This is a genomic window from Shewanella oncorhynchi (assembly GCF_012584455.1).
GTDB classification, from domain to species: Bacteria; Pseudomonadota; Gammaproteobacteria; order Enterobacterales; family Shewanellaceae; genus Shewanella; species Shewanella oncorhynchi.
Map to the genome: position 1 here is coordinate 61,057 of NZ_JABAEB010000010.1, position 13,414 is coordinate 74,470.

The 13,414-nt window shown below is 46.0% G+C and carries 13 protein-coding genes; 6 read left to right on the forward strand and 7 right to left on the reverse strand.

All coding sequences use genetic code 11. The features are described 5' to 3' along the window. Positions 1 to 23: 23 nt before the first annotated feature. Positions 24 to 1,193 (reverse strand): GGDEF domain-containing protein, encoded by a 1,170-nt coding sequence (locus tag HGO26_RS16030; protein WP_168826441.1) that lies wholly within the window; start codon positions 1,191 to 1,193, stop codon positions 24 to 26. A 259-nt stretch (positions 1,194 to 1,452) separates the two neighbouring features. On the opposite strand from HGO26_RS16030, the gene HGO26_RS16035 reads away from it, so the two are divergent. Next, on the forward strand, positions 1,453 to 1,620 hold the full coding sequence (locus HGO26_RS16035) for a YqaE/Pmp3 family membrane protein (RefSeq protein WP_006079767.1): 168 nt from the start codon (positions 1,453 to 1,455) through the stop codon (positions 1,618 to 1,620). A gap of 72 nt (positions 1,621 to 1,692) precedes the next feature. Here HGO26_RS16035 and HGO26_RS16040 read toward each other — a convergent pair whose 3' ends face one another. After that, positions 1,693 to 3,870, reverse strand: a complete 2,178-nt coding sequence (locus HGO26_RS16040) for a TonB-dependent receptor (protein WP_168826443.1) — start codon at positions 3,868 to 3,870, stop codon at positions 1,693 to 1,695. Positions 3,871 to 4,295: 425 nt separating this feature from the next. On the opposite strand from HGO26_RS16040, the gene HGO26_RS16045 reads away from it, so the two are divergent. Continuing rightward, positions 4,296 to 4,487: a DUF2986 domain-containing protein gene (locus HGO26_RS16045; RefSeq protein ID WP_113941341.1), complete on the forward strand. Its 192-nt coding sequence runs from the start codon at positions 4,296 to 4,298 to the stop codon at positions 4,485 to 4,487. 19 nt (positions 4,488 to 4,506) lie between these two features. On the opposite strand, the gene HGO26_RS16050 is transcribed toward HGO26_RS16045, so the two are convergent. The 4 genes from HGO26_RS16050 to HGO26_RS16065 all read right to left on the reverse strand — a co-directional run bounded on the left by HGO26_RS16050 (position 4,507) and on the right by HGO26_RS16065 (position 7,858). Further along, positions 4,507 to 5,019 carry a M23 family metallopeptidase gene (locus HGO26_RS16050; RefSeq protein ID WP_168826445.1) on the reverse strand — a complete coding sequence of 171 codons (513 nt, stop codon included), beginning with the start codon at positions 5,017 to 5,019 and terminating at the stop codon, positions 4,507 to 4,509. Positions 5,020 to 5,056: 37 nt separating this feature from the next. Further along, positions 5,057 to 5,647 (reverse strand): hypothetical protein, encoded by a 591-nt coding sequence (locus tag HGO26_RS16055; protein WP_168826447.1) that lies wholly within the window; start codon positions 5,645 to 5,647, stop codon positions 5,057 to 5,059. A gap of 12 nt (positions 5,648 to 5,659) precedes the next feature. Further along, a complete protein-coding gene (locus tag HGO26_RS16060; RefSeq protein WP_105251109.1) occupies positions 5,660 to 6,325 on the reverse strand; it encodes a CHAP domain-containing protein in 666 nt (221 codons plus the stop codon). A gap of 189 nt (positions 6,326 to 6,514) precedes the next feature. Then, complete coding sequence (locus tag HGO26_RS16065) at positions 6,515 to 7,858, reverse strand: anaerobic C4-dicarboxylate transporter (protein ID WP_105251110.1); 1,344 nt, start codon at positions 7,856 to 7,858, stop codon at positions 6,515 to 6,517. A 263-nt stretch (positions 7,859 to 8,121) separates the two neighbouring features. Between HGO26_RS16065 and HGO26_RS16070 the strand changes: the two genes are divergently transcribed. Both HGO26_RS16070 and HGO26_RS16075 read left to right on the forward strand, forming a co-directional pair. After that, the gene (locus HGO26_RS16070) at positions 8,122 to 9,300 is read left to right on the forward strand and encodes a PrnB family protein (RefSeq protein ID WP_105251111.1); all 1,179 of its coding nucleotides are present in this window, start codon (positions 8,122 to 8,124) and stop codon (positions 9,298 to 9,300) included. Between the two features lie 4 nt (positions 9,301 to 9,304). Continuing rightward, positions 9,305 to 10,426 (forward strand): aminotransferase class V-fold PLP-dependent enzyme, encoded by a 1,122-nt coding sequence (locus tag HGO26_RS16075; protein WP_168826449.1) that lies wholly within the window; start codon positions 9,305 to 9,307, stop codon positions 10,424 to 10,426. Positions 10,427 to 10,591: 165 nt separating this feature from the next. Here HGO26_RS16075 and HGO26_RS22380 read toward each other — a convergent pair whose 3' ends face one another. After that, positions 10,592 to 10,915 (reverse strand): YceK/YidQ family lipoprotein, encoded by a 324-nt coding sequence (locus tag HGO26_RS22380; protein ID WP_168826451.1) that lies wholly within the window; start codon positions 10,913 to 10,915, stop codon positions 10,592 to 10,594. Positions 10,916 to 11,464: 549 nt separating this feature from the next. On the opposite strand from HGO26_RS22380, the gene HGO26_RS22385 reads away from it, so the two are divergent. Then, entirely contained in the window at positions 11,465 to 11,968 is a 504-nt protein-coding gene (locus HGO26_RS22385) for a hypothetical protein (RefSeq protein WP_247651571.1), read from the forward strand. A 479-nt stretch (positions 11,969 to 12,447) separates the two neighbouring features. Beyond that, positions 12,448 to 13,317 carry a hypothetical protein gene (locus HGO26_RS16090; protein ID WP_168826453.1) on the forward strand — a complete coding sequence of 290 codons (870 nt, stop codon included), beginning with the start codon at positions 12,448 to 12,450 and terminating at the stop codon, positions 13,315 to 13,317. Positions 13,318 to 13,414 lie beyond the last annotated feature (97 nt).

Sequence of the window (13,414 nt, forward strand, 5' to 3'; positions counted from 1 at the left end):
TTGCAGCGTTATGTTGCGAAAGCCTAGCAAGCTTGGCAAATACGGTCTCGGCCTTCGGATTTGGCGCGGTACATGGCTTGGTCCGCTTGAATGAGTAGCTTGTCGGGCTGGCATCCTTGATAGATAGTGGCGTAACCTAAACTGGCATGGATTTTTATCGTAACACCTTGCCAGATAAATGAATTGTCCTTAAGTACTTGATGCAATTTCTCGGCAACGGCTCTGGCGGCGGGTGCATCGGTCGCGGGTAAAATCACCAGAAACTCCTCTCCACCGTGACGACATAGGGCGTCATTTTCTCGCAATACCGATCCAAACAGTCTCGCCGCCGTCAGCAGAGCGAGATCGCCCGCATCGTGCCCGTATTGATCGTTTATGTCTTTAAAATGATCAAGATCCAATAAAATCATACTGTAAGGTACTTTATCCCGCAGCCAGCGTTGATGGATATTGTTTAAAAACTTATGCATAGCACGGCGATTCCACAGGCCTGTGAGTTGGTCTCGCTCCGCTAACAGGCGGATTTTACTGACAAGCCGCGTCATGGCATTACCTATCATCACGATATTGATCAATAGGGCCAGAAAGACATAGAACCAAAGCACAGGTATGGCTTCTTGCGTGTGCATGGCGATAAACATCGGACTTTCTTCGGGAGAAAGCAGGGCGATAAAGATACGAATGATAAAAATACCCACCATGGCGACTAAAGGCATGACCATAGCGATGGCAACTCGATTTCCCGTATCGCGTTTGATGGCAAGATAGTTATCTCGAGTTAACATGGCGAAAATGAGCGCGGCGCAGGCTGAGAATGCGATGGCCAAAATGCGTTCGGAGCTGAAATTAGGTGGAACCAAGAGCATCACACCAGCGGTGAGTGCTAAAAGAATAAGATCCGATTTTACGCTGGGCTTGAGTCTAAAAAGCGCCTTCGTTCCCCAACGCGCTAGAATGAAGCCAAATAAAATCGCCATATCCGAGCAGAACCAAAAAAAGTAACTGGAGGCTTCGGTGCGTTGGCTGTTGAGTATGATGCCAAGGAGGACGAACAAGTTCGCCAGAGAAAAGCGCATACTGGCTTGAGTGGCAATTTTTAACGGTTGTGCAATGAGTCCCCATGCGATGGCAGCCGTGCTAGTAAGCAGGCAAATAAACTTGATGAGTAATAAGGCTTGGGGATCAAATATCATTCTTTTACTTCATATTTTTCTTTAACTATAGATGCTTTTAGGGATTTTCGGTTGGAGTTTAGTGGATATCTTAGTCTACTCTGGACAGATAATGGGTTGAATATCCTTTTTCATTTTAGGGAATGGTAAGGGCCTTCATTTAGGCTGCGGCTGGGATTATTTACGCCCTGCAAACTAAAAGGTTTGCAAATTCTGAGTCTTCCTGCGAAGTTAGATCTTGTTGATTTGCCTACAATCTCCGTTTTGAGGATGTTCTGTTATGGATACAAATAAACTACTTTTAGTCATTATTGCGATTTTATTGCCCCCAGTTGCTGTATTTTTGAAGGCGGGAGCGGGTAAAGATCTGCTAATAAACATCGTGTTATGTTTACTGTTCTGGTTCCCTGGTTTATTACACGCACTCTGGGTCGTGACCAAGGCATAATTTGCTTTCTTCCACACAATAAAAAAGCGCAATTTAATTGCGCTTTTTTATGTTTCAAAATGGGCCTTTCACTTAGAAAGGTAAGGTGTAGCCTATTGTTGCAGTACGTCCCATCCCTTTGAAATAACGATCATTCGTACCCATGGTTTGTGAGTAATAATTGAAATAATCCTTATTAAATAGATTTTGCAAACCTAGGCTCAGGGTGCCAGTGTAAAGCGGCATTGAGAAGGAAGCATCGACTGTCGTGTAACCATCAAACTCTGCATACTTATTGCCCGCCGCGTTTTTAAAATCGCGGTCCATGTAGTAATTGGCTTGAACGCGGGTCGACATTTCATTATCGAAGCTATGGGTCCAGAACAGGTTGATACGGTTTGGTGAAATATTTGCACCATCGAGATCGGTATCGACTTGGCTATCACCATTTGAATCGTATTCGCCCTGCTGGAAGGCGATATTCATGCCGAGATCATCATTGCTGGTAATGTAGGCGGTGACATTGGCTTCAATACCATCGATCACACTCTTTTCGCGCTTCACGTCGTAGAAACCATCACTATTTAAGGCCAAACGTGAACCAAAATCAGTGGCGGAACGATAGTAAGCTAGCTTAGCGCTTAAGTATTTACCTTGGTAATCGGCGCCGACTTCAACGTTATCTGTGACTATCGGCGTGAGTGCCAGTGAGCCATCTATGCTGGGATTGTCGCCGGGGAAGCTTTTACCATCACGCAGAATTCGGCCGATATCCGGCATGCCAAAACCTTGGTTATAGCTGGTATAAACACGAATGTCAGGAGTGATTTTATAAGAGATACCGACGTTAAATAAGGTTTCATCGAAGGTGGCTGAACCGCCCGCAATTTGCTTATTGCCTGCACCCCATAGGGTTTTGTAGTCATCTACACTTAACTCGGCATGTTCGTAACGAACACCAGTCGATAAGGTTAAATTTTCAATTAAGTCATAATCTAACTGCAAGTATGGCGCAACGTTGTCATAGGTACTTTCGGGAACCCATGAAAAGCCTGTTTTTACTAAATCTTGCTCAGTGGTGTCGCGGAAAAGGTCGACACCGTAGGCCGCATCAATTCCTGAACCTGCAATATCCTTAGCGATTAAGGCGCTTTTTAAACCCCATTTAACCGAAGAGTTACGCGATTGCTCGTAGTACAAGCTTTCACCTTTACTGCCGACACCGCATTGGATGACTTGGTCGCTGCCTTCGAAGGATGGATCGTAGAAGCTATCGAAACAGCCGCCACCATAAACCGCTTTAAAATCTTGATTAAAGAGTTGCAGGCTAAGTTGCTGGCCACCAATGTTGGCGTGGGTGTAAGTCAAACTTGTGGTGGTCACTTGGTTGTTGGCGGCTTCCCATGGCTGAGTTTCTTTAACTGCACCTGTGGGTACACCATTGGGCTTGTCACCTGCAACGGGCATCCAATCGCCATTGTTGTCTGCATTGTAATGGTTAACCATTAATTCAAGGCGTGACTCATCGAAGTTATGGCCAAGCTTGATGAAGAAGTCTTTGCTTTGACTGTCCATCGACTCGCCTTGAGTCGTGTCGACACCCACTACGTTATGATTGGCATCGTAATAGACGCCATTATTGCGGTAGCTAACCGAACCTATCATGTCGATAAATTCTGACTCGCCAGAAAACGCATAGCTAGCACCAAAGCTTAAGCCATTGGATTTCATTGAATCAGGCACTGTGACATCGAAACTAGCAACCTGTTCGCTGTCGCCTGTAGGCTTTTTAGTGATGTAGTTGATGATACCGCCCTGGGCACCGAGACCGTGCATGGCATTGGCGCCGTGAATGATTTCGATGCGCTCAATCATGGCAGGATCTATAGTTTGTCCCTCTCTACCACCACTGCGAAGTGGGTTCGATTGAGGCACGCCGTCGATCATAATCAATGGCGGACGACCACGCAGGGTTTCACCTGTGTTACTCATCTTCTGGCGGCTCGGTGAAAAGCTAGGCGCTAAGTTACCGATAATAGTCGATAAATCTTTAGTGGTGCGGAACTGTTCTTCTAATTGGGCGCGGTCGATGATAGTGACAGTATTGGGGATCGAGCTGGGGGATTTATCCATTCGACTCGCGGTGACAGTGATTTTTTCTATGTCTTTATTTTTGTTGTTTGGACTGTTGTCGGTGGCATCTTGGGCCGCAGCGGATTGGGTTAACGCTGCCAATACGGCTAAAGCAACAAACGAGGTTTTGAATGTCATATAACTTCCTGCTAAGGGCGAATGAGTTTGTTACACCGGCTCCCTTGGCATAGGTTAATATTCCATTAAATTGTATTACAAATGATAACGATTTTTATTATTCGCGATTTTAGGGGAGGAATTACAGCTTGTCTAGTCACGCCATACAGGAAATTGCATGATTTGACGACAGTATGAATAAATTGCGACACAGCACTCGGTATCGAGAGGTTTTACTGTAAAGGCCATGCATATAGTGCGAGTTCATGTCGGTAAGGCATTACCTTGTTTGGCATTTGTCTTTGATTTAGGAGACCTATGCTTTAGTCGCAGGTTTGATTATTTGATTGGATCACGCGTTTGCCTTAGTGCTTTCGATTGTCTGGCGTGTTGATGGAAGGCTATAATCGCGCCCCCTTTATACCGTATCTCGCATTGGTACTCTGATGAACCGTAAAAAGAAGATTAATCAAACCTTGAAGAGCAAGGCAAAAAAGGCCAATGCCAAACTGCAATCTAGCAATAAACCTAAATATATTGCGAAGGCAGAGAGAGAAGCATTAGCTGCGGCAGTTGAGCATGAAACCCCATCAAAAACCGCAGAACCTCAGCTTGATATTGCACTGCCAATAAGCTGATTAAAGTAAGTAGTTAAGCCTATAGTGCAGTTAAATACTCGATAGGGTTTTGATAAAAGGCCTTTTTATAACCTTGGGTTGAAGTATCCATCAGCCAAGGTTTAGGCAATAAGCTCAAAATGGAATAGTGCAAATGGGGCGGTTTACCTTGTGCATTACCCGTATCGCCGACAGTGCCCAAAGTGTCACCTTGGTAGGCAATCAATCCTGTGGCTGATTCAATTTGGGCTAAATGGGCAAAGTAATGAATTTGCCATTTAGGACCTAAACCAACCACCACATTTCCTCCTTTGAAGAAGTCACCTCGATACAAGATCAGCATAGGCGTAGGCGCAATCACTGCGGTGTTTTTGGCGGCGAAAATATCTATCCCCTTGTGAACGCCCGATGGACCCCAAGGTTCATACCAAAAGGTTTGGCTGTTCCAATCTTTACTGCTGGCACCTTTTACTGGGATCGCGGGTGACTCAGGGATCAGATAACCACCAAGTAGCAGTAACGTCAGTGCTAATCCAACATATTTCAATTTCATTTTTTATCCTGCATTAAGTGTTTGCGTACCTTAAGTTTTAATGAAACTCGCTAAATTCCCGCCAATTTTCAGGATATTGCAAGCGCTCAGTTTCTGAGAGTGATAGCCAATAGGGGCGCCAAAAATAGCTGCACCAAAAGTCGATATTACCTTGAAGACTGCCGAGGGTATCGGGATCGATATTAGGAAAGCTTTCCCATGGATTGGGCGGGGTGGATTTGAATCTGATTAATGCTTCTAGCAAGGGTTTGTCATTGGTCACTAAGGTTATGCACACACCCGCAAAATCGTCATATTGGTTCAGTAATACGCAGGTCGCTTGGGTTGGATGTTCGATAAAACCGTTAAAGTTGACCGTTTGCTCGGGCAATGTGTTAAAGCCTGCCTGGCTAAGTAAAGTGTTTAAGGCCTCTTTCCCTTGGTAAGTCAGCAAGCAATGCAATTGATAAGCAAAAATATCTGCTCTGTCCATAGGTACAACGAGTGGATAGGTTTGTATGATTGGCAAGCTGATATTGGGCATCTGGGCTTGATGAAAAACAGTGTGTAACTCAGTTTGTGGCCTAGATTGCTTGAGGCTATTACTGTTGCGCGCAAAGCGTTGTTTAATCCAAGTTAATACTGACATTATTGTTATTTCTCAGTGAACTTTACTGGTGAATGGCGTATTTGCGGATTCTGCAATCGGGGATGCCGTGATTTCCGGGGCCTGCCATCTTAACCAACCTTTTACTCGAGGCGCATCAATATACCAGAGGCCGTTTTGTTGAATTAATGCCAACCGTTCGCGTGATGGGCCAAAGGGGCCGGGATTTTGTTGGGCAATTTCAATACTGCTATCGGTAACTGAGGCAATGATTGCAACGTGACCGTAGGGGTTAAATATCCATGGAGAAAACACGAGTAGATCATCCTGCATAGGTTTGGTCTGACTCGCATTAGTGTATTGCCGCATAGCGCGTTTTTCATTCCACATGCCATCGCTTAACTTGTTATCAAAAAAGTCTCTAGCATGGCCTAAAGCGTCAGGCATTTTATGCTGGTAGCGTTGGTAAAAGTAGCGCTTAACAAATTCAACACATTGATATTGAATACCTAAGTTATAACCATCTATAGATAGGTTGCGTCCTGAATGGGTATTAACTCCTCCGTTATAATAGATATTAACCCCGTTTAGAGTGTCGATGACCTCTCCTACTTGATGGTGGGAATTAAAGTTAATCCGAGTTATCAGACTGTAGGCACAGTATACGAGCCCCATCAGTATCGCGAAAAAAGCTAATAGAATGGATAAGCGTCTAATCATCTTTAGTACGACAAGCTAAAAAGAGTTGTTGAGTAAGATACTTATCTCACTTTCGGGCTGTGTATTTTATGTTCTGAAGAATATGGGCGTCTAGGGTATGGGTTTTATATTGGCACAGGTTAATACTTTTGTGTGATCTAAGGTTATCTAAAACAAAGGCCGCATCAGCGGCCTTTGTTATTTTGGCGGTTAGAGTAAAGCGGTTGCGAGTAGATAACCGACAGCCGATGCTGTCGCTACACCGATAAAGCCTGGAATGATAAAGCTGTGGTTAATAATGAACTTACCTATTTTAGTCGTACCTGAACGGTCAAAGCCGATACAGGCCAGATCACTTGGATAGGTTGGTAGCACGAAATAACCGTAGCTTGCAGGGAGGAAGGCGATTAAGAGTTTTGGATCGACCCCTAAGGCGAGTCCCATAGGTGCGATTGCAGTGAGTGCTGCCGCTTGGCTATTTACAAGCTTAGAGATGAGAAACAGCACTAAGGCATAGGTCCAAGGCTGGCTTTGTACTACATGGGACAGGTTTTCCTGCAGTACATCCATATGGCTGATGAAGAAAGTATCACTCATCCAAGCCACACCAAATACTGAGAAAATTGCTACCATGCCCGCTTTAAAAACGGGACCGTTAGAGATGTTGGTCGGTTTGACTTTACAGGTCATCAGGATAAAAGCACCTGCAATTAACATCATCATCTGGATCACTAAGTTCATCGAGAGCAAGGTCGACTTACCTTTAACGTCAAAGGCGGGACGCAATTCACTAAATGAACCTAACAGTACCACTGCAGCGATAGCGGTGAAGAAAATCCCCGTTGCCCAGTAAGCTTCCTTCGGATATTTTTGATTTAACAGGGTTTCGCTTTTGTCATAGATAAAGGCTCTTTGGACTGGATCTTTTATGCGTTCTTGAAATTCTTCATCTTTATCTAAATCTTTACCACGACGCAGACTCCAAAGTGCAGCGGCCATGACACCGCAAAGCGATGCTGGCACTGACACCATTAAAATTTCGAGCAGATTGTAAGCGCGGCCTACACCCTGTTGTGATGCCAGAATCGACACCATAGACACCACTGCTACCGACACAGGCGAAGCGCAAATCGCCATTTGTGAGGCGACAGAGGCCACCGCCATTGGGCGCTCTGGGCGAATATTTTTCTTCAGCGCGATATCGGAAATAATCGGGAACATGGTGTAAACCACATGGCCAGTACCGCAAAGGAAGGTCAGCGTCCACGTGGTCAGTGGCGCCAGAATCGTGATGTATTGTGGATGACGGCGCAGTAAGCGCTCGGCATACTGCATCATCACATCTAATCCACCCGCGGTTTGCAATACGGCTGCACAGCCAATGACTGCAAGTATGGTTAGCATAACTTGCACTGGCGGTTGTCCCGGCGCTAAACCGAAAACAAAAATCAGTAAAAATAAGCCAATACCGCTGATGAGGCCGAGTCCCATGCCGCCGTAGCGGGTACCTAGCAGTAGGCAGCTAAGCACTACTATAAATTCCATTAAAATCATCCGATTTACCTCTGCGGAACTACCGCTTAGCTATTAGTTGAGTGATGAGTGTCTTCAGGAACATTCTGCGGAGTAAAAGTGTTTGAAAAATTGCGCTGGCGCATGGTGTAAATAAAAAATGGCATTAGTTTTTTCGGAAATTTGACCTAACGCTAGAAACACGTGGCGATAAGTTGCATTCTGGTTACGAGTTTTACGGATTGGGCTAACGCTTTGAGCTCACTCCGTTTAAAAGAACGATAACAATACTCAAGGATAAGCCCGTGAAACCTGCCACCTTTAATACCGAAGCCTTTGATGATTGGATCCGCAGCCGCTTTGTGGAACTCAATTCCGAGCTAGAACAGCTTTACTACCAACAAACAGATCGGGCCAATGTGCTCGATATCGGCGCAGAAGCTAAGTTGGCGCTGGAGAGCGAAGGGCGAGAGTTGATTAAGACCTTGCTCGATGAGGGGAATACAGATGAAGGTTTCGACAGTGCCTTCGATTTACTCGGCAATGTGGGCTTGTATATGGCGGCCTGTCGGCGCCATGAAATTACCGAGCCCTCGCGGGAAACGACATCGCCATTAGCTGAGGCTTCTGCGCTCGCCATGCATATTGGCGCTTCAATAGGCGTCACGCCGCGCTTTGCCACCGCACATTTAACCACGCACAATCGTGCCCACAATGGCATTTATAAGCGCTTTACCGATCTGAGCGCCGAAAAGCTGTTTGTGGATTACAACACTAAAGGCATTTTGGCCTATAAACGCGCCGCCGATGCGCTATTGAAGATCCAGCCTTTGGGCATTTCCCATCCCATCAGTCACGATTTACTGCGAGTCGCGAAACAAGCATTACAGGATGTGATTGAGTCGAATACCCAATTATTTAATCGATTAGATACGGACCGTTTCTTTTACTGTGTTCGCCCTTACTACAAACCTTATCGGGTGGGCTCAGTCATTTATCGCGGCGCCAATGCAGGGGATTTTGCTGGGATTAATGTGATTGATTTAACGCTAGGTCTCTGTTTTGCAAACGAAGCTTCTTATTCGCAAATGCTGGTGGACAAGTTTTTATACATGATGCCAGAGGATCAGCAGATATTGCGCGAGTGCATGCGTCGGCCGAATTTGATGGATGACTTCCTGCAGGCAAAAGACTGCTCAACCCAAGATTGGTATCAAGAAAACTTGCGACTCTTCATCGAAGTCTGCGAATTACATGGCGAGACTGCGATTCAGCACCATAATGAGTTAGTGACTAAATATATTGCTGAGCCTTCGACAAGTATGGAGCAGCAGCATTTAGCTAAAGTTACCGCCAGTGGTCCGCCACTGCATGTGCTACTCGGCTCATTGGAGCGACTCAGAGACAGACGCGCCGCCGCTCAACGCAGCGATATTCGGACTCGTTATTGTGATATTAAAAAGCTAAAAGAGAGTTTGAGATAACACTATGTTTGAAGATTTTAAAAAGGACTTTTACCTAGCAGGTCCAGGATATCTATTAAACCATTCCGTTGGCCGGCCATTAAAATCGACCGAGCAGGTCTTTAAAGAAGCCTTTTTTGCGCCTTGGCAGGAGTCGGGGCGTGAACCTTGGGGCCAGTGGTTGGGTGTGATTGATGATTTTACCTTTGCTTTATCTAAACTATTTAACGGCCACCAAAAGGATTTTTGCCCTCAGGTCAATCTTTCCAGTGCGCTGACTAAAATTGTCATGTCCCTCGACAGATTGAACCGCGAACACGCCGTTGTGTTAATGAGTGAGATTGATTTTCCCAGCATGGGTTTTGCCCTTAAAAAAGCGTTGCCTGCCAGTTGCGAAGTACGCTTTATTCCTAAAGGGCTCGATATCACCGACCCTAATGTGTGGGATGCGCATATCAGCCGCAATGTGGATCTGGTGTTTGTCAGCCATGCTTACTCGAATACGGGGCAGCAGGCGCCATTAGCCAATATTTTCACCATAGCCCGTGAGCGAGGCTGTTTGAGCTTAGTGGATGTAGCGCAATCGGCGGGGATTATTCCGCTGGATCTCGCGCGCCTACAACCCGATTTTTTAATCGGTTCGAGTGTGAAATGGCTCTGCGGTGGCCCTGGTGCTGCCTATCTTTGGGTTAATCCCGCCATATTGGATAGTTGTCAGCCTAAAGATGTGGGTTGGTTTAGCCACGAGAATCCGTTCGAATTTGATATCCATGATTTTCGTTACCAGCATTCCGCGCTGCGCTTTTGGGGAGGGACACCATCAATCGCGCCTTATGCCATTGCCACCCATAGCATTCATTATCTTGCTGGTTTAGGTACTCCGTTGCTGCGTAAATACAATCAGCAATTGATTGATGCTGTGGCGCAAGAGCTCGACCATGAGTTTGTGTCGCCGCGGGATACTGAAAAGCGCAGCGGTACGCTTATTCTGCAGTTTGGTAAACAGCAGCATCAAATGATGACGGCATTAGCGAACGCGAATATTAGTGTCGACGCCCGCAGTATGGGGATCCGGATTTCTCCGCATATTTATAACAATATGTCTGATATCAAGTTGTTACTTGATGTGATTAAAGCCAATCGCTAACTTAAATGATTTAAAATGGCTTACTAGGCTAGGTTGTACTACGTAATTACAACTAACAAGGCACAACACTCTGGGAGGAAAACCGCGACATGGTCGTTCCCGTATGCCGGCGTTAATTCACCGCCACACGGGCAACTTGAGGTTATTTATTGGGTGCGATCATGCTTAAATCTTATAGTCATAGCGGCAGACCATGGGTCGCGGGGTGTGGAGCTTGGGATCGCTGGGCGTGATCGCTAAATCTGCAGGTAGCATAACAGTATCGATGATCAACGCACTGCTCATATCAACGAGTGTCAGCGGGATGGTAAAGAGCAGCAAGGGCGGGGCCGCCAACGCGGAGATAATCATACACTCCTCGCCATTATCAACAGCCGTTTGCACACTTGAGAAAGAATGACCCCAAGTTGAACCTTCTCCCATTCTCGATGTTATCGTTGCACATCCCGTGAGAGAACAGCACATGACCAACCAAGTCAACCAACGCATAACCACTCCATTGTTTATATGTGAAAAACTGCATTGCTTCGGTATGATCTACTCACTTGATCAACTGAGAGCGTTAGTGATGTGGAACCAGATCTGGTTTCATTTGACGCCAACCTGTTCTGTTTCAACAGCTTGGCATTCTAACTATATGATTATATCTGTCAATTATTCATCAACAGAAACGAGATACAACCAAGCTCAATAACCTAGTTGTTAACGGCGACTCTTGTTTTGGATAAGTATTAAATATTGAGGTTTGTATGCCGTGCTCTTGCAGAACTCAGATAAGTTTTGAACATACTCTTTAAAATCAGTCTCCACTTCCCTCGCTGGCCATCTAGCTACTTTTATTACTTTCCTTAAAACTGCTTAAGTAAATATTCGCTTGAGGGTAGGCCGAGAGCATATTATGTTGCTGATTTAAAATGGATGACTGGATTTACTGCTTGGCGATGGCCACGCTACAAGTAGAGTCTACCGAGAGGTAACAGGATGAACAATAAAGCAGCGCCGCCGCAGTTGGCGTCGACAGAGCAAGAGACACAACCGTTGGACGACAGTCGGTATGAAGACCTGCCGCGCAGTGAGTTCCTGCAATTACCCCAAGAGGAGCAAGACTGGCTCAATAAGCTACGTCAGCAGCGGGTGCGTGAGGCGCCCACCCTTTATGAGTGGGATATTAAGGTAGCGACCGTGTATGGCACGGGGTGGCTCGTTGTCATTATTCCCTGCGGTATAATGGTGCTGATTGGCTTGGTGGCGCACTGGTATGAGTCTGACCAATGGTATGGTTTTTTTTTCATGGCACTGATTTTTGCGCCATTTATCCGCTACCTCTGGTTGGCCGACAAACAGTACCACTATCGACTCACCACCGAGGGTTTAGTGACCACCTATCATGATGCTATTCCGGATGCAGCCTACGCGGTAGTGCGGGGGCTGGCTTGGTTTGGGGTAGTGGTTTGCATCGTCGGTGTGGCCTTTTTAGGCCCAGCAGCGCTGATTGGTGCAGGCGGAATGGCTCTGGGGGGCATTTTTTTTTACTGGTTTTAAAAATGTAGAAACCACCTCAATAAGTGCTATCAAGCGTGGACATCCCCACATGATAAAAGTGACCCACAAGAGGCCATATATATCGTGTGATACAGACAGGTTTTATTTCGGATATTATTCAAATCTCGACTGTTATTGCCATCCCGAAGATATGCATAAAGTGTTGTCGCTGCTGATGAAGCAATTACCGGGGTCGAAACTCTTTTTATTGAAAAATGAACGAATAGTTGGTCTCTCTAAAGTTGGCACCCGTGACGGCGAACCAGTCCAATTGTCAGATTTTGCCCCTGAGAATACTCAGCCCAGTTAGCGTTTTTTCTCGCGCCTGTTATTGGCGCTAATTACGACCATTATCTGGATACAGGCTAACAGACCTTTAGCGGCGAGGTCGTCAAGGGTGAGAAGACATTAAGTACGAGCTGTGTGGGTAGGTTAACGATGACCATGCAGTACCGTGGGCACAGCAAAGGAATAGCTATATGAATAAGAGGGCAGCGCCGCAGTCGGCGTCGACAGAGCAAGAGACACGACCGTTGGACGACAGTCGGTATGAAGACCTGCCGCGCAGTGAGTTCCTGCAATTACCCAAAGAGGAGCAAGACCGGCTCAATAAGCTACGTCAGCAGCGGGTGCGTGAGGCGCCCACGCTTTATGAGTGGGATATTCGGGTGGCGACTGTCTATGGTCTATTTTGGTTAACCTTCCTGATCCCGTGTGGTTGCTTAGCACTTATAGGGTGCTATTTGCTATCTGGCGATACTAGCTTGGGTATAGGGTTAATTATCATGGCTTTAATTATGTGCTTATCTGCTCGTTACCTCTGGTTTGCAGACAAACAGTACCATTATCGGCTCACCACCGAGGGGTTAGTTACCACCTATCATGACGTTATTCCGGATGCAGCTTACGCGGTAGTGCGTGGGCTGGCTTGGTTTGGGGTGGTGGTTTGTATTGTCGGGGTGGCCTTTTTAGGCCCAGCAGCGATGGTTGGTGTAGGTGGAATGGCTCTGGGGGCATTTTTCTTTACTGGTTTTAAAAATGTAGAGACAACTTACGAGAGTCCTATAAAAAATGGGCATCGCCATTTGATTAAGATAACGCGGAATCGTCCATTTATTGCCTGCCAATCGGATGTACGAACAATGGGCTTACGTGCAAGTATTCGTCTTCATTGCCCATTGGATAAGATGCACATTATCTTGTCATTACTGATGACGCAGTTACCTGATTCTGAAATCCGTGTATTTAAAAATGAGCGCGTGTTAGATGGCGTACCATTTGCGTCATTTGAGTTAGGCGAACCTGCCCAACTGTCAGATTTCGCCCCTGACAATCCCCAGCCTAGTTGAATAAAGCGTGGACACTTAACAATAATGGCGCGGTAGTTAACTTCCGACTATATAGGTGGTTTTTCTGCTGCATCCATGTTTAGTTTAGATCGGTTTT

Bases quoted from the DNA above. Each gene is read 5' to 3' on its own strand.
- HGO26_RS16030 (WP_168826441.1), bottom strand. From the start codon at position 1,193: ATGATATTTGATCCCCAAGCCTTATTACTCATCAAGTTTATTTGCCTG.
- HGO26_RS16035 (WP_006079767.1), top strand. From the start codon at position 1,453: ATGGATACAAATAAACTACTTTTAGTCATTATTGCGATTTTATTGCCC.
- HGO26_RS16040 (WP_168826443.1), bottom strand. From the start codon at position 3,870: ATGACATTCAAAACCTCGTTTGTTGCTTTAGCCGTATTGGCAGCGTTA.
- HGO26_RS16045 (WP_113941341.1), top strand. From the start codon at position 4,296: ATGAACCGTAAAAAGAAGATTAATCAAACCTTGAAGAGCAAGGCAAAA.
- HGO26_RS16050 (WP_168826445.1), bottom strand. From the start codon at position 5,019: ATGAAATTGAAATATGTTGGATTAGCACTGACGTTACTGCTACTTGGT.
- HGO26_RS16055 (WP_168826447.1), bottom strand. From the start codon at position 5,647: ATGTCAGTATTAACTTGGATTAAACAACGCTTTGCGCGCAACAGTAAT.
- HGO26_RS16060 (WP_105251109.1), bottom strand. From the start codon at position 6,325: ATGATTAGACGCTTATCCATTCTATTAGCTTTTTTCGCGATACTGATG.
- HGO26_RS16065 (WP_105251110.1), bottom strand. From the start codon at position 7,858: ATGATTTTAATGGAATTTATAGTAGTGCTTAGCTGCCTACTGCTAGGT.
- HGO26_RS16075 (WP_168826449.1), top strand. From the start codon at position 9,305: ATGTTTGAAGATTTTAAAAAGGACTTTTACCTAGCAGGTCCAGGATAT.
- HGO26_RS22380 (WP_168826451.1), bottom strand. From the start codon at position 10,915: ATGCGTTGGTTGACTTGGTTGGTCATGTGCTGTTCTCTCACGGGATGT.
- HGO26_RS16090 (WP_168826453.1), top strand. From the start codon at position 12,448: ATGAATAAGAGGGCAGCGCCGCAGTCGGCGTCGACAGAGCAAGAGACA.